The sequence below is a fragment of the Flaviramulus multivorans genome (genome assembly GCF_021728415.1).
Classification (GTDB): Bacteria; Bacteroidota; Bacteroidia; order Flavobacteriales; family Flavobacteriaceae; genus Sabulilitoribacter; species Sabulilitoribacter multivorans.
The window spans coordinates 460323-477253 of record NZ_JAKKDV010000001.1 but is presented as its reverse complement, the minus strand read 5'-3'; the positions used below and the strand labels follow the sequence as shown (position 1 = coordinate 477253).

At 32.8% G+C, this 16931-nt stretch carries 16 protein-coding genes and 1 tRNA gene; 15 read left to right on the top strand and 2 right to left on the bottom strand.

What is annotated here, in order from left to right:
* Window positions 1-273 precede the first annotated feature (273 nt).
* Window positions 274-355: transfer RNA gene (locus L3X39_RS02070), tRNA-Leu, on the bottom strand.
* A 145-nt stretch (window positions 356-500) separates the two neighbouring features.
* On the opposite strand from L3X39_RS02070, the gene L3X39_RS02065 reads away from it, so the two are divergent.
* From L3X39_RS02065 to pth, 3 genes are all read left to right on the top strand, one after another.
* A complete protein-coding gene (locus tag L3X39_RS02065) occupies window positions 501-1442 on the top strand; it encodes a ribose-phosphate pyrophosphokinase (protein ID WP_237229765.1) in 942 nt (313 codons plus the stop codon).
* 54 nt (window positions 1443-1496) lie between these two features.
* Window positions 1497-2162 carry a 50S ribosomal protein L25/general stress protein Ctc gene (locus L3X39_RS02060; RefSeq protein ID WP_237229764.1) on the top strand — a complete coding sequence of 222 codons (666 nt, stop codon included), beginning with the start codon at window positions 1497-1499 and terminating at the stop codon, window positions 2160-2162.
* Window positions 2163-2238: 76 nt separating this feature from the next.
* Window positions 2239-2865 (top strand): aminoacyl-tRNA hydrolase, encoded by a 627-nt coding sequence (gene pth, locus L3X39_RS02055; RefSeq protein WP_237229763.1) that lies wholly within the window; start codon window positions 2239-2241, stop codon window positions 2863-2865.
* 35 nt (window positions 2866-2900) lie between these two features.
* On the opposite strand, the gene L3X39_RS02050 is transcribed toward pth, so the two are convergent.
* Window positions 2901-5915, bottom strand: a complete 3015-nt coding sequence (locus L3X39_RS02050; RefSeq protein WP_237229762.1) for a reprolysin-like metallopeptidase — start codon at window positions 5913-5915, stop codon at window positions 2901-2903.
* Between the two features lie 83 nt (window positions 5916-5998).
* Here L3X39_RS02050 and L3X39_RS02045 point away from each other — a divergent pair, with 83 nt between their 5' ends.
* From L3X39_RS02045 to L3X39_RS14765, 12 genes are all read left to right on the top strand, one after another.
* Window positions 5999-6934 (top strand): bifunctional riboflavin kinase/FAD synthetase, encoded by a 936-nt coding sequence (locus L3X39_RS02045; RefSeq protein WP_237229761.1) that lies wholly within the window; start codon window positions 5999-6001, stop codon window positions 6932-6934.
* A complete protein-coding gene (locus L3X39_RS02040) occupies window positions 6927-8243 on the top strand; it encodes an HTTM domain-containing protein (RefSeq protein WP_237230632.1) in 1317 nt (438 codons plus the stop codon). Before L3X39_RS02045 ends, L3X39_RS02040 begins: the two co-directional genes overlap by 8 nt.
* A 44-nt stretch (window positions 8244-8287) precedes the next feature.
* Window positions 8288-9559, top strand: coding sequence for a serine--tRNA ligase (gene serS / locus L3X39_RS02035; protein WP_237229760.1), 1272 nt, complete (start codon window positions 8288-8290; stop codon window positions 9557-9559).
* 177 nt (window positions 9560-9736) lie between these two features.
* The gene (locus tag L3X39_RS14715) at window positions 9737-9859 is read left to right on the top strand and encodes a hypothetical protein (RefSeq protein WP_262910946.1); all 123 of its coding nucleotides are present in this window, start codon (window positions 9737-9739) and stop codon (window positions 9857-9859) included.
* A gap of 279 nt (window positions 9860-10138) precedes the next feature.
* Window positions 10139-11944, top strand: coding sequence for a tetratricopeptide repeat protein (locus L3X39_RS02030; protein ID WP_237229759.1), 1806 nt, complete (start codon window positions 10139-10141; stop codon window positions 11942-11944).
* Window positions 11945-11988: 44 nt separating this feature from the next.
* Window positions 11989-12312 carry a DUF4286 family protein gene (locus L3X39_RS02025; RefSeq protein ID WP_237229756.1) on the top strand — a complete coding sequence of 108 codons (324 nt, stop codon included), beginning with the start codon at window positions 11989-11991 and terminating at the stop codon, window positions 12310-12312.
* Between the two features lie 19 nt (window positions 12313-12331).
* On the top strand, window positions 12332-12808 hold the full coding sequence (locus L3X39_RS02020) for a hypothetical protein (protein ID WP_237229755.1): 477 nt from the start codon (window positions 12332-12334) through the stop codon (window positions 12806-12808).
* Between the two features lie 70 nt (window positions 12809-12878).
* Window positions 12879-13667, top strand: coding sequence for a 16S rRNA (adenine(1518)-N(6)/adenine(1519)-N(6))-dimethyltransferase RsmA (rsmA, locus tag L3X39_RS02015; RefSeq protein ID WP_237229754.1), 789 nt, complete (start codon window positions 12879-12881; stop codon window positions 13665-13667).
* 19 nt (window positions 13668-13686) lie between these two features.
* Window positions 13687-15057 carry a magnesium transporter gene (gene mgtE, locus L3X39_RS02010; RefSeq protein ID WP_237229753.1) on the top strand — a complete coding sequence of 457 codons (1371 nt, stop codon included), beginning with the start codon at window positions 13687-13689 and terminating at the stop codon, window positions 15055-15057.
* 97 nt (window positions 15058-15154) lie between these two features.
* Window positions 15155-15520 (top strand): cupin domain-containing protein, encoded by a 366-nt coding sequence (locus L3X39_RS02005; RefSeq protein WP_237229752.1) that lies wholly within the window; start codon window positions 15155-15157, stop codon window positions 15518-15520.
* Window positions 15521-16456 (top strand): 2-hydroxyacid dehydrogenase, encoded by a 936-nt coding sequence (locus tag L3X39_RS02000; protein ID WP_237229751.1) that lies wholly within the window; start codon window positions 15521-15523, stop codon window positions 16454-16456. It begins immediately after the preceding gene.
* Window positions 16457-16465: 9 nt separating this feature from the next.
* Window positions 16466-16876, top strand: coding sequence for a response regulator transcription factor (locus L3X39_RS14765; RefSeq protein ID WP_305070105.1), 411 nt, complete (start codon window positions 16466-16468; stop codon window positions 16874-16876).
* Window positions 16877-16931 lie beyond the last annotated feature (55 nt).

The window sequence follows — 16931 nt, the reverse complement described above, 5'->3', positions numbered from 1 at the left end:
GTTTATGCTTCAGCCTTGCTTTCTTGTTTCAAAGTTTCAAGATGCCTTACCAAATTGCTTGTACCCCACCCCTAACAAGCTAATTTAGGTGCATCTGGATATTCCACGGATATACGCTTTGCTATGACATCTAATATTAAGTAGCTCTCAATACCCTGAAAAAATCTTGGGGTTAGTGAACTGTCTTCTATTCAAATCGTACATAAATCGTACAATTAATAAAAACAAAAATCCGTAACCATTTTATAATTAATGATATACGGATTTTATCTGTACTCAAGGTGGGAATCGAACCCACACTTCCGAAGAAACTGGATTTTGAATCCAGCGCGTCTACCAATTCCGCCACTTGAGCTAAATAGGACAGCAAAAATATATATTTTTTCCAGATAATCATAAAAATACTAGCCAATATACTTTACAGGTTAAAATAAATGTATAAATTTGCACCTCGTTAAAAATCACGTAGTGTTTGCGCGCTCAAAAACAATAAGTTAAGTATGCCACTTGTTATTACCGAAGCTAAAATTTTTGCATGTACACAAAGTACAGTGTTGGGTGAAAAAATAGCAAAGTCTTTTGGTGCTGAATTGGGTAATGTAATTACATCAACTTATAGCGATGGAGAGTTTCAACCATCGTATGAAGAGTCTATTCGTGGCACTAGAATTTTTATTATTGGCTCTACCAATCCTGGTCCAGAGAATTTAATGGAGATGTTGTTAATGATTGATGCAGCTAAACGTGCTTCAGCAAGACATATAACAGCAGTTTTACCATATTTTGGTTGGGCAAGACAAGATAGAAAAGACAAACCAAGAGTGCCAATTGCAGCAAAATTGGTTGCTAAAATGTTAGAAGCGGCGGGCGCAACGCGAATTATAACAATGGATTTGCACGCTGACCAAATCCAAGGGTTTTTTGAAAAACCTGTTGATCATTTATTTGCTTCAACAATTTTTCTTCCTTATTTAAAAAGCTTGAATTTAGATAACTTAACGATTGCATCACCAGATATGGGTGGATCAAAAAGAGCTTATGCGTATTCTAAAGCTTTAGAAAGCGATGTTGTAATTTGTTACAAGCAACGTGCAAAGGCTAATGTTATTTCGCATATGGAATTAATAGGTGATGTAACTGGTAAAAATGTGGTATTGGTAGATGATATGGTTGATACAGCGGGTACGTTAACTAAAGCGGCAGACTTGATGATGGAACGCGGTGCTATAAGTGTGAGAGCTATTTGTACCCATCCTATTTTATCGGGTAATGCTTACGAAAAAATAAACAAATCAAAATTAGAAGAATTAATAGTTACAGATTCCATTCCAGTAAAACCTTTAAGTGATAAAATTAAAGTTTTAAGTTGTGCCGATTTATTTGCGGATGTTATGGAGAAAGTACACAACAATCAATCTATTAGTTCAAAATTTGTGATGTAATTTCCGTGAAAGCGAAATAAAAAAGAATATTAATTAAATTATATAAATAGAAAAATGAAATCAATTACAATCAACGGATCTCAAAGAGAAAGCGTGGGCAAAAAAGCAACAAAAGCCTTACGTAATGCTGGTCAGGTTCCTTGCGTATTATACGGAGGAGATAAGCCAGTTCATTTCTCAGCAGAAGAATTAGCTTTCTCTAAACTTGTATACACACCAAATGCGCATACAGTTGTGATTGCTTTAGAAAATGGCGAAAAATTTAACGCTATTTTACAAGACATTCAATTTCATCCAGTAACGGATAGAATCTTACATGTAGATTTCTATCAGTTATTTGAAGACAAAGAAATTACTATGGATATTCCAGTAGTATTTATTGGAAACTCTCGTGGTGTGAAAAATGGAGGTGTATTACGTAAGAACAGACGTAGCTTACGTGTTAAAGCTTTACCAGTAAACCTACCAGATTTTATTGAGGCTGATATTACGCCACTTAAAATTGGAAACAAGTTATACGTAACAGAATTATTAAATGATGCTTATAAAATCATGCATCCAGACAATACTGTTGTATGTCTTGTAAAACGATCTAGAGTTATTATTGAGGATGAAGAAGAAGAAGAATTAGAAGAAGGAGCTGAAGGAGCAGAAGCAACTGCTGCTGCTGAAGGAGGCGAAACTCCAGCTTCAACTGAAGCACCAGCTGCTCAAGAATAAAAAGTATTTTTAACTAAATACGAAAGCATCCTGAATTATTCAGGATGCTTTTTTATTTTTACAAAAAGAAGCTTTTATGTGTGAGTTTTTAAGAAGATTGTTTAAAAAGAAAAGAGCCATAGAAGAACAAAATCCTATGAAGAAATATTTAATTGTTGGTTTAGGTAACATTGGAGAGAAATATGAAAATACACGCCATAACATAGGGTTTAAAGTATTGGATTATTTCGCTAACAAGGAGCAATTGACTTTTGAAACCCAAAAATTAGGTGATATTACTACGTATAAACTTAAAGGCAGAACATTTATATTATTGAAACCTAATACGTATATGAATTTAAGTGGAAAAGCCGTTTTATACTGGTTAACGAAAGAAAAAATCCAGTTAGAAAATCTTTTAATTATAACAGACGATTTAAATTTACCCTTTGGCAGTATTAGGCTAAAAACTAAAGGAAGTGATGGCGGACATAACGGACTTAAAGATATTCAAGACAAATTAAATACCACAAAATATAACCGTTTCCGTTTTGGTATAAGTGACTTCTATAGTAAAGGAAGGCAGGTAGATTATGTTTTAGGTGAATGGACTGATGAGGAAACCGAAAAGCTAAAAGAACGACTAGAAAAATCGAAAGAACTTATAAAATCGTTTGCCTTATCTGGAGTAAACAATACCATGAACGCTTTTAACGGTAAATAAAAAAAGAGAAGATTAAATCTTCTCTTTTTTTATAGCTATTCTACGATAATTTTTCTGGTGGATGCTCTTATACCATCGCTTACATTCAAAATATACATTCCTGATTGTACATGGCGCAAGCTTATTTTTTCATTAAAATCGCCACCTTGCTTAAATAAGTTGTTATAAATAATTCTACCACTTAAATCATAAGCATTAACTTTAATACTATTTGACGTACTACTATTTAATTTAATAGTAAACTCACCTTTATTAGGATTTGGAAAAACTATAAAATTATCAAAACCAAATTCTTCTACGGCTAGGGTAGGCATAATATTAAGCGTATAGTCTTCTACCTCACCATCAAATCCATTGTCACAAAAAGTTGGTAAACCATCAGGCTTATATTTTGTTGAAACCCTCATTATTGTATTACCTAAAGTAGCACTAATAGGAACTGTGATAGATAATGGAGATAGATTAGTAGGCTGATTAACTACATCATTGGCGTCTCCTAAATCATATTCTTCCCCTGCATCACCAAAACTACAGTTTTGGTTCCAATCAATCCAAACTTTTGTATTGGTTGTAAATGCACCATCAGTATTCACATTTACAGTAAGGTTATAAGATTCGTTTCTATTAATATCTGTTGATATAGAGGTGTAATCACTATAACCAGAAGGTTTTGCCGAGGCATTATTTATAGTGTTAAACAACACCAGTGTTGTGCTTGTTTCATAATCTGTATTAGCAACAGAACTACAAAGGCCATTATAATAAGGTAAATCAACAGATATATTCTTTGTTGTGGATGATGTTCCAGTAACAGTAAAAGTATAATCGCCTTCAGTTGTTAATCCGTTGAGGGTTAAAGTGAATGAGCCAGAACTACTTAAATTAGTAGGTGAAAAAACCGCCGATGATCCAGAAGGTAAACTGGAAGCACTAAAAACTGTATTATCTGAAAATCCATTTGCAGCTACGTAATCAAAAGTATAAGTTACCGAAGTATCACCACAGGAGATAGGATTCATTCCAGTTTCAACAATAAAAAAATCGGGGTCTGAAGAAATTGAAAAATCAAAATCAGAAACATCATAAAAAATATTATCGGCAGCTTCAATTAATATTCTTGCCTGTGATGTGTTAGAAATGATAGGAACGCTATAAACAAATGACCCATCATTAGGAGTGTTTGTAGCTATAGTTGTTGGGAAAGTTACACCACCATCAACTGATAATTTAATGTTTACGTTTTGACAATTTATAGTTGCGTTTGTGGTTTGCCCAACAAACCACTCAATGGTTTGCATAGAGCCAGGAGACCATGAAACAGGATTGGTTACAGTAAAAGGGTCAACGTCTTCAACGGTAATTAACATAGTATCATAACTACTTTGTCCGCCAGTAGCACTTGCAGGGGATCGGTCCCTCACAGTTAGTGCCCAATTTAAATTTCTTGAAACATTAGAAACCGTTTCCCAGTCACTTCCTAAAGTAGGATTTGTCTGAATGGTATTTCCTGCAACTACACTGCTTAATCTAGGAATATATCTATCTGGAGAACTTGATGGAGGTAAAGATCTATTCATGGAACTAGAAGGTAAATCTGGACCAAAATTTTGAAAATCGGTTACCCCACTATCTATTTGTTCCCAGCAGTAAGTAAGATTGTCTCCAGAATTTGAATCTGTTGCAGACCCTCTTAAAACATAAGCGGTGCCTTTAGGGATAAAGTAATCACTTCCAGCATCAACACTTGGAGGGCTATTTGAAATACCTTCAGTGGTTTGACAACTTTTTGTGCTTAAATTATCAAGAATTTGTTTTATACTTTGATAATGAAAGTAATCATCACTATCTGTTTGTACATCATCAGGTCCTGTAATACCAGCGTAACCCATTATAGTAGTTCCACTTCCTGGTTCAGAATTCACACCAGTTCCTTCACTACTAAAAGCCCAAGTATGGTTTGCTCCCATTTGATGTCCAATTTCGTGTACTACATAGTTTATGTCAAAAGTGTCACCTTCTGGGATAGCATCCGCAGGAGACGTGTAACCGCTTCCTTTTGAACCATTTGTACATACACAACCAATGCAACCCGCATTGCCACCACCTCCGGTAGCACCAAATAAATGTCCAATATCATAGGCAGCTTCCCCAATTTCTGTGGTTAAAGTGCTTTGTAGTTCAGAACTCCAAGCTCCATTAACTCCAACGTTCGCGTCAGAATAAGGGTCATTAACGGCATCATTATAAATTAATTGTGTAGCATTTACTAATTCAAATGTAACTGCCATATCGGTTTCGAAAACTTCATTAACTCTTGAAAGAGAGGCATTAATGGCCGCTAAGGCATCAGCAATAGCATCTCCATTTCCAGGAATACCATCATCATGATATGCAGTATATTCAGAGGTTGTAGAAATTGCAATCCTAAATTTTTGTAGGGTTTGATCGTTTGCCCCACCTTCATCAATCTTTAAGGCAGTATTGGATTTGTTAAATAAACTGTTAACCTCGTCAATAGTCTTACATTCAAAAGCATTTATTATAGCATTCTTATCCTTTCTACTATATAACACATATTGGTTGGATGCTTTTAAAACAGGCTCCATAAAAACCGTTGGGTTGTCAGGGTACGTAATCATGGTTTGTACCCCTTGAGGAGAGATACTCATTCTTAATCGAGCTCCTGAGTTATTACTACTTACACCAACATAAGATTTAATATTAGGATATTTTTCTGAAAGCTCTTTTGAGAAAACGGGAGCTTCAAAAATTGTAAAAGTTTCCATTTTGCCTCCAACAGCAGGAAGCGATATAACAGTGTTTTTTCCTTTATTAGAATAACTTCTTAAACTAGCTTTAGATAAACTTTGTTCAAGCATATTCATGTTTAATTCAAACAAGTGAACGATATTTTTATCGAGATGGTATTTAGTAAAATTTTGAGAATTTTCAACAGCATCAACTTTTTTAAATGAAGAATTTTGTGCATTTACTGAAAATAAACACAAAAGTATTGCCATTGATAAAACATAATGTAGTTTTGTTTTCATAGGTGTTTTTTTGAAGCAAATTATTAAATCAAATATAATAAATTATAACATTTAAGGTCATTTAAATAATTTTACGGTACTAAATGAGTAAAATAATAAACATAGAATCATATAAACTTAACGAACCAACAGTTGTAACTATTGGCACTTTTGACGGCGTTCATTTAGGGCATCAAAAAATTATTAAGCGCTTAATAAATACTGGGAAATTAGAAGGTTTAAAATCAGTAATTCTTACATTTTTTCCACATCCACGAATGGTATTGCAAAAAGATTCTAACATCAAACTAATTAATACCATTGATGAACGTTATGCTATTTTGGACGCTTTAGGGTTAGATTACTTACTTATTAAAAAATTTACTAAAGAATTTTCCAGACTATCAGCTGAAGATTTTGTAAAGCAAATTTTAGTAGAAAAGCTAAATGCTAAAAAAGTTATCATAGGTTACGATCACAGATTTGGGAGAAACAGAAATGCTGATATTAATAATTTAAAAGCGTTTGGTGAGACTTATGGTTTTGATGTGGAAGAAATTTCAGCACAAGATATTGATGACGTTTCGGTAAGCTCAACCAAAATAAGAAAAGCACTAAATGATGGTGATATTTTAAAAGCGAATAGCTATTTAGGATATCCGTTTATGCTAAATGGTACTGTAATAAAAGGAAAAGGCTTAGGAAAAAAAATTAAGTATCCAACAGCAAATATTAGAGTAGAAGAAGATTATAAAATTATACCAAAACAAGGCGTTTATGTTGTAAAGTCTGAAATTAAGGGAACAAGATTTTACGGTATGATGAATATTGGAACAAACCCAACAGTTAGTGGAAAGGAACAAAGTATTGAAGTTCATTTTTTTGATTTCAATAAAGACATTTACGGAGATAAAATTCAAATAGATTTGTTAAATCGGATTCGAGACGAACAAAAATTTGAATCAGTTGAGGCTTTAAAAATGCAATTGAGTATAGATAAAAAAGTTGCTCTCGAATTTATTGCTAAAAATGATGCTTAACCAATGGCTGTTTAAACATGTTGATAATTCTGCATTAATCACGTTTAGAATTATTTTCGGGATGCTTTGTTTTTTGGAGTCTATTGGTGCCATTTTCACAGGTTGGGTAAAGCGCACATTAATCGATCCTGAATTCACATTTTCATTTATTGGTTTTGAATGGTTGCAACCGCTTTCTGGTAATGGGATGTATTATTACTACATCATAATGGGCCTTTTAGGCCTTTTTGTAATGTTAGGGTATAAATATCGGCTTAGTATAATAGGGTTTACCCTAATGTGGTCTGCAACATACCTCATGCAAAAATCGGCATATAATAATCACTACTATTTATTAATATTAATAAGTAGTATCATGGTGTTTTTACCTGCAAATACCTTCGCTTCAATCGATGCAAAAAACAACCCAAACATTAAGCAAATATCTATGCCACAATGGTGCAAATGGGTGATAGTATTACAGCTTTTTATTGTTTATACTTATGCGGCATTTGCCAAGTTTTATCCAGATTGGTTGGACACCACATTCATTGAAATACTCATGAAACCCAAAAAGAATTATATTTTAATTGGGGAGTTATTGCAACAAAAATGGATACATTATTTGCTTGCCTATGGAGGAATTTTATTTGATGGCTTAATAGTGCCTCTATTGCTTTTTAAGTCTACAAGAAAATATGCCTTTTTAGTGTCTATATTTTTCCATTTGTTTAATTCATTTGTGTTGCAAATAGGAATTTTTCCATATTTATCATTGGCTTTTGCCTTATTCTTTTTTCCAACAAAAACCATTCATAAAATATTTTTAAAAAAGAAATCATATTACAACGAAGAACGCATAATAATTCCCAAATACAAGAAAACACTTGTCACTGTATTGTGTGTGTATTTTTTAATTCAAATAGGCCTACCATTAAGACATCATTTTTTTAAAGATGATGTACTTTGGACAGAAGAAGGGCATCGTCTTTCATGGCGTATGATGCTAAGAGCAAAAAGTGGTTTTGCTACTTATAGAGTAGAAAACAAAGAAACAGGGGCTAGTAGAATAATTAATATGGATGATTATTTAACGATGAAACAAAAGCATACTGCGAGTACAAAACCTGATGTTATTTGGCAATTTTCTCAACGATTAAAAAAGGACTTTCTTTCAAAAGGTGAACATGTAGCAGTATATGTCAATTGTAAAGTAAGTGTAAACGGAAGGCCGTTAAAAACATTAATAAATCCAGAAATAGATATAGCAAATGAAAAATGGAATGCTTTTAAACATAGCCACTGGATTTTACCCTCAAAACAAGAGTAATTCTATTGGTAATTCATTAAATTTACCGCTTAAATTTCCAACACATGTTACAAGTCGCTTTTATTAGAGAAAACAAAGAATTAGTAATTAAACGCCTAGAAAAACGAAACATCAATGCGACACAAATGATTAATGATGTAATCACGTTTGATGAAGAAAGAAGGCGCCTTCAAACCGAATTAGATAATACCTTAGCGGAGTCTAACTCACTTTCAAAAGAAATTGGGAACTTATTTAAATCGGGCGAAGCACAAAAAGCAAATCTTTTAAAAGAGAAAACAAGCGAATTAAAAGAAACCTCAAAAGAACTGCAGGATTTACTAAGCAGCAAATCAGAAGCCTTAAACGAATTACTATATAAAATACCAAATATACCAAATGACTTGGTGGCACGAGGTAATTCAGAATTAGATAATGAAGAGGTTTTTAAAGCTGGAGATGTCCCAGTATTACATGATGGCGCATTACCGCATTGGGAGTTAGCCAAAAAGTATGATATTATAGATTTTGAACTTGGAACAAAAATTACAGGAGCTGGGTTTCCGGTTTACAAGGGCAAAGGAGCAAAGTTGCAACGTGCTTTAATCACCTATTTTTTAGACAAAAATACCGCTGCTGGATATACAGAATATCAATTACCGCATTTGGTAAATGAAGCCTCTGGTTTTGGTACTGGACAGCTACCCGATAAAGAGGGGCAAATGTACCACGTGACCGAAGATAATTTGTACTTAATTCCAACAGCTGAAGTACCAGGAACCAATATTTTTAGAGATGTTGTTCTAAATGAAAGTGAATTACCAATTGGAATTACAGGCTATACTCCTTGTTTTCGTCGTGAAGCTGGAAGTTACGGTGCGCATGTAAGAGGCTTAAATAGATTGCATCAGTTTGATAAAGTTGAAATTATTCGAATAGAACACCCTAGTAAATCTTATGAGGCTTTAGATGGTATGGTAGAGCATGTAAAAGGCATATTAAAAGAACTAAAACTGCCTTACCGAATATTACGTTTATGTGGTGGCGACACCTCATTTGCATCAGCTTTAACCTATGATTTTGAAGTATTCTCTACAGCGCAAGATCGATGGCTAGAAATTTCGTCAGTTTCTAACTTTGAAACTTTTCAAGCAAACCGACTAAAACTGAGATTTAAAAATAGCGATGGTAAAAATGAATTAGCTCATACACTAAATGGTAGCTCATTAGCGTTACCTAGAGTACTTGCTGGTATTTTAGAAAATTACCAAACCGAAAATGGAATAAAAATTCCAGAAGTTTTACAACCATATACAGGTTTTAAAATAATAGATTAGCAAAATCTATCGTTTTATAATTGAAAATAAAATCTTACAATTTTGTAAGATTTTATTTTTTAACACCGATAAAGTGTAAAATAAAACCGTTGTTTAACGATTTTTTCTTTATTTCTTTTGAGTTTTGAAATTAATTTATCAAGTTAGCAGGACCAAAAATGCTTAACCTACTAACCCATGAAAAATTTTAAACGCATTGTGCTTTTAATTGCGCTCATCTTTTTTGCAAGCCAAGTGTTATTTTCAGATTTTGAGATTGTTAAATCTGAAGATAATTCTACGGCTATTGTAAGTAAATAAGGGTTTTTCTAAAGAGGATCTCTTGATGCAATAACAAAGATTTTTTTTAAAAATAGTCATTTCTGTTTATCCAGAATTTTAAGACTGTCCCCAATCGAGTATTTAATTAACGGTAGTTAATAGAACATTTATTTTTGGTTGGTTAGTGCCCGGATTTATTCGGGCACTTTTTTATAATAAAATTTAGAATTTCTAAAATGCGCATTTGTTATCTTTACAATATAAAACATCTCAGTCATAAAGCTATTGGTAATTTTATCGTAGGCAAAAATGCTATTTATGACTTTTGAAAGACATTATAAAAATCACATGAAATTTCTTTTAATATGTTGCTTTCTCATTACTGCTTCTGCGTTTTCTCAGAACGATATTATAGCGCAAGAATATTTTAAAAATGGCGAATACCAAAAGGCATTGTTAGAATATAAAAAACTATATGAAAAAGCACCTTCCAATATTAATTACATAAATCAACTAATTAGTACCCATCAACAATTAGAGCAATACGATGAGGTTGAGGCTTTAATATCTAAACTTTTAGAACGCATTAATTATCCAGCTTTTTTGGTTGAATTAGGGTACAATTTTCAACTTAAAAACGATTTAGTAAACGCTAAATTAAATTATGATAAAGCCATAGCGAGTATAGATTTAAGAGTAAGTAATGTTTTTTCAGTAGCTCGAAGTTTTCAAAATCATACACTTTTAAATGAAGCCATTGCTTCCTATGAAAAAGCTATGTTGTTAAACCCAGAATTTAACTTCAACCTACAGCTAGCACAAATTTATGGAGAACAAGGGAACATTGAAAAAATGTTTAATAGCTACATCAATTTTGCCGAAGCAAACCCAGTTGCAGTAAGAGACGTTAAGCGAGCAATTAACGATTTTATTAGTGAAGATAACTCTAACGAAAACAATATTTTATTTAGAAAACTATTGCTTAAAAAAACGCAGCAACAACCAAATTTACTTTGGAATGAGTTATTAAGCTGGTTATTTATTCAACAAAAAGACTTTAGTAAAGCCTTCACACAAGAGAAAGCAATCTTTAATAGGCAACCAGAAAGCCTGAATAGAATTGAAGAATTGGCACTAATTGCATCAAATGAAAACGAAAATGAAGTTTCAAAAGAGATTTTCACATATATAGCCGAAACTGCTCAAGATGCAGACATGATTTTAAGAGCATATAATAACCTATTACTATTAGAAACAAAGGAAGCAAACAAGGACAATTACAAAGTAATAAAAGATAAGTATTTAGAACTTATAAAATCATTTGGAGCGCAATCACAAACATTAAATCTGCAAATTTCGTATGCACATTTTCTAGCGTTTTATATGAATCAAACCAACGAAGCAGTTTCTTTTTTAGAAGATACACTCAAGTTACCGCTTACCGAATTGCAAAAAGCCGAGGTCAAATTAGAACTAGGTGATATTTTGGTGTTACAAGAAAAGTTCAATCAAGCTTTAATTTATTATACTCAAATTCAGCGTAATTTAAAAAACAGTACTATTTCTCAAGAAGCTCGATATAAAGTAGCCAAAACCAGTTACTATAAAGGCGATTTTAAATGGGCCGAATCTCAGCTTAAAATTTTAAAATCATCAACATCACAACTTATTGCGAATGATGCACTCGATTTAAAACTTCTTATTTCCGATAATAAATATGAAGATTCTCTTCAAACAGCGTTAAAATTGTATGCAAAAGCCGATTTATTAGCCTTTCAGAATAGAAATGAAGAAGCTATTGCACTATTAGATAAAATTTTAAATGAGCATAAAACGGAACCTATCATAGCGCAAACCTTGTACAAACAGGCTCAATTATTTGAATTAAAAAGGCAATTTGAAAAAGCTAAGGTAAACTATGAAGCCATCATTCAAAATTATAGAGATGGTATTTTAATTGATGATGCTTACTACCATTTAGCACAAATATTTGAAAAACAGTTAAACCTTCCAGATGAAGCAAAAGCGCTGTATGAACAAATTATTTTTAACTATGCTGATAGCATCTATTTTGTAGAGTCCAGAAAACGATTTAGGTCTTTGCGTGGTGATGCTATAAATTAATCAAAATTAGGATTAAAGATTGGGCAGAAACAAATACACATTTAATGTACATATATAACGTAACAGTAAATATTGACCAAAGCGTTCATGATGAATGGCTTACTTGGATAAAAAACCATATTCCACAGGTTTTAGCCACTGGAAAATTTGAAAAAGCAACCTTAACAAGGGTTTTGGTAGAAGAAGACATGGGAGGAGTTACGTATTCTATCCAATACCGATCGTATTCAAGAGAAGCTTTAGATGCTTACTATAAAGAGGATGCCGAAAAACTTAGGAACGATGGATTAAAAAAGTTTGCCGATAAAGTGCTAGCCTTTAGAACCGAGCTTCAAATAATTGACGAATACACTGTAAACTTTAAATAAAAAGATTACCGAAAAGAACTTGAGTAATTTGCAAAAAGCACATACTTCAGCTGAAGTAATTTTAGATAAAACTTTGAGATCTACTCAAGGGAGTAGGCAATTTATAAATAGATTTAATAACTGGACTATTGAGTCAAACGTCATTTGGAATAAGCGAAAATTTAAACTTCATATAAAATGTAGAAATTCTAGTTTATTTCAAGAATTCCCAACTTGTTATATAAAACGATCTGTGTTTTTAGAAATCATATCGCGCTCTGAAATGCTTAAGTTTTCTGGTGAAAAAAGTAAGTATACAGACTTTCTCCATACTGATTATTTAGTATTACAATTATTGGATTTCAGATGCTCAAAAATTGGTTTAGAGGGTAAAAATTTTGTTTTCAAAGGAAACATAAAAAGAAAAAATATTGAAGAACTGTCAGATTTGTATTGGTCACTTGAAGAGGTTTGTTTAAACTTCAACAGCTTTCTGGAATCTGTTAAGCAAAACTAATTTCTTGTAAATCAATTCAACGGCTTTAAGTTTTATATCTTCGTATCTCTATAAAAATTTTCATAAATCAGTGGCAAATAACCAACATCAAGTAAAAGCTAAAAAGTACCTTGGACAACATTTTTTAAAGGATGAATCTGTGGCACAAAAAATTGCAGATACATTAACGCTTAATGGCTATAAAAATGTGTTGGAAATTGGCCCTGGAATGGGCGTACTTACTAAATACTTGCTAAAAAAAGATGTTATTACCTATGTAATTGAAATAGATACAGAGTCCGTTGAGTATTTACAAGCCAACTATCTTAATCTTGCGCCAAGAATTATTGAAAAAGACTTTTTAAAATACGATGTAAATACTGTTTTTAACAACGAATCTTTCGCTATTATTGGTAACTTTCCTTATAATATTTCTACTCAAATAGTTTTTAAAACTCTTGAAATGCGAAATCAAATTCCTGAATTTTCAGGGATGTTTCAAAAAGAAGTAGCTGAACGTATATGTTCCAAAGAAGGCAGTAAAGTTTATGGTATTTTATCGGTTTTAACCCAAGCATTTTATGATGCAGAGTATTTGTTTACCGTACCTCCAAATGTATTTAATCCGCCTCCAAAAGTAGATTCTGGAGTATTGAGACTGATTAGAAAAAGTAATTACACACTACCTTGTAACGAACCACTTTTCTTTAAAACTGTAAAAACAGCTTTCCAACAACGCCGTAAAACGCTTCGCAACAGTTTAAAAACATTTAATTTTTCTGATAATTTAAAAGCAAATAGTATATTTGGCAAACGTCCAGAACAATTAAGCGTGCAACAGTTTATAGAGTTAACGCAATTGATAGAAACTGAAATTTAAACCTTATAGAATTCTCAATTTGTCAGAAGAAAAAGAGAAAATACAATTCCACCTTACGGAAGAACTTGTTGAGCAAGTAGAACAGCTTATTGAATTACAAAACGATAAGGAACTACATCAGTTGTTAGACGAGTTTCACTACGCTGATATTGCTGAAATTTTAGACGAATTAAATCTGGAAGACGCCATATATGTTATTAAACTTCTCGATTCAGAAACTACCTCAGATATTCTCATGGAAATGGATGAGGACAATCGAGAAAAGGTTTTAAAGAATCTTTCTGCTAAAGAAATTGCCGAAGAAATTGAAGAATTAGATACCGATGATGCTGCCGATATTATTTCTGAATTATCAGAAGATCGACAGGTTGCTGTAATTGCGCAAATCGAAGACCAAGACCATAAAGCTGAAATCGAAGAACTTTTAGCTTATGATGAGGATTCTGCTGGCGGACTTATGGCAAAAGAACTTGTTAAAGTTTATGAAACTTGGACAGTTGCTGGTTGCATGCGAAGAATTAGGGGGCAAGCGAAAAATGTAACAAGAGTACATTCAATATACGTTGTAGATAAACAAGAAAAACTTATTGGTCGCCTATCATTAAAAGACCTAATAGTTGCAAAAAGCGATCAAAAAATAGCAGAAATATCCAATGCCAATGTAGATTTTGTAAACGTTAATGAAGATGTAGAGGAAGTAGCTAAAGTTATGGCAAAATATGACTTAGAGGCTATACCAGTTGTAGACGAAAACAAAACACTTTTAGGACGCATTACTATTGATGATATTGTTGATGTTTTAAAAGAGGAAGCCGAAAAAGATTATCAAATGGCAGCAGGTATTACAAGCGATGTTGAAGCAGATGATAGTATATTAGACCTTACAAGAGCCCGATTACCATGGTTGTTTTTAGGTTTAATTGGAGGTGTTGGCGCTTTTTTAATTATGGAAGGCTTTCAAGAAGCTTTTAATAAATATGCTGTATTATTCTTTTTCACACCATTAATTGCGGCTATGGCAGGTAATGTAGGTGTACAATCAAGCGCTATTATAGTTCAAGGCTTAGCCAATAACGACGTAAAAGGAAGTGTAAATGGGCGTTTAATAAAGGAGATGTTACTTGCAGCACTAAACGGCTTTATTCTAGCACTTTTCTTATTTTTATTTGTTTGGGCATCACAAGGGGATGCCATTACCGCACTTGCCATATCAGTTTCTCTAGTAGCAGTTATTGTGGTAGCTGGATTAATAGGCACATTTGTCCCGTTATTCTTAGATAAAAGAGGAATCGATCCTGCTATTGCTACAGGGCCATTTATTACTACAAGTAACGATATTTTCGGAATCCTTATTTACTTCTGGATAGCTAAATTAATTTTAGGCATTTAGGCGTTACCTTTCAGGTCGCGCTTTACAGTACAATCTTTTGCAAAAGCAAAAGGATTTTCTTTTCAATCGCTAACGCAAAACTTCGTAAATTTACCCTATGAATACTATCAACATAAAGGATAAATTTTCAAAATTCACCAAAAATTGGCATCCTCATCAAATTGCGGTGGTAGATGATATGCAGGTTATTCTTGCAAAATTAAAGGGCGATTTTGTGTGGCACAAACATGACGATGAAGATGAGCTTTTTCAAGTGATAAAAGGCACTTTATATATGCAATTTCGCGATAAGACAGAAATTGTAAAAGAAGGCGAAATTATTGTAGTTCCAAAAGGAGTAGAGCATAATCCTATGACCAAGAATGGAGAAGAAGTACATGTATTATTATTTGAAAAACTAAATACAGCGCACACTGGCAATGTACAACACAAAAAAACACAAACGCATTACCCAAAAATTTAAATGAAAATTCTTCACCTCGACACCAACCATGAGTTATTAATAAACCAGCTTAACGATTTAGGTTTTATAAATGACGAAGATTACACGTCTTCAAAAGAACAGATTGAGGCGAAAATTCAAAATTACGATGGAATCGTTTTACGAAGTCGTTTTACAATCGATAAACAATTTATTGATGCAGCTTTAAACCTTAAATTTATTGGTCGTGTTGGTGCGGGACTTGAAAACATTGATTGTGATTATGCCTTATCAAAAGGTATCGAACTTATCGCAGCTCCTGAAGGTAACCGCAATGCAGTTGGAGAACACGCTTTAGGCATGTTACTTTCACTATTTAATAAACTTAATAAGGCAGATAATGAAGTTCGAAATGGTAAATGGCTACGTGAAGACAATCGCGGAATAGAACTTGATGGAAAAATAGTAGGTATTATAGGTTACGGTAATATGGGAAAGGCATTTGCCAAAAAACTTAGAGGATTTGATGTTGAGGTATTGTGCTACGATATAAAAGATAATGTTGCAGACTCTAATGCAAAACAGGTTTCACTCAAAGTATTTCAAGAAAAAGTTGATGTGGTAAGCTTACATACGCCACAAACACCTTTAACATTAAACATGATTAATACTGAATTTATAAATCAATTTAAAAAACCGTTTTGGTTTATAAACACTGCACGCGGTAAAAGTGTGGTTACAAAAGATTTAGTTTCGACATTAAAATCTGGTAAAATTTTAGGTGCAGGATTAGATGTTTTAGAATACGAAAAGGCCTCGTTTGAAAGTTTGTTTACTTCAGCAATGCCAGAAGCGTTTCAATATTTAATAGAAGCTAATAATGTATTGCTAACACCGCATGTAGCGGGCTGGACTATTGAGAGCAAAGAAAAGTTGGCCCAAACTATAGTTGATAAAATTAAGACCAAATTTTGTTAATTTTAAAGCATGAAAAAAACAATTATCGTTTTTTCGTTGCTTATTCTGGCTTTACTCTTACTATTTCAATTTAGTAAGTATGCATTAATTTCAGGAAATTTAAAAACAGAGTTTGTTATTGCTTTAATAGCAATAGTATTTTTTATAGTAGGCATTTATATCAATAAAAAAAGTCTTTATAAAAACGCATTGCCACTAAATGAGATTAATCACAAAAAAATATCTGAATTAGAAATTACCGAGCGTGAATACGAGGTGCTTCAGGCTATTTCAGAAGGGCTGTCAAATAGGGAAATAGCTGAAAAACTATTCCTCTCAGAAAGTACTATAAAAACCCATGTTTCTAATTTGTTAGTAAAGCTAAACGCAAAACGCCGAACGCAAGCACTTCAAATTGCCAAAGATTACCAAATCATATAAAATTCATACATTTATACTAAAGTACTATTGATTTGGTACTTTAGTATGACTTCAA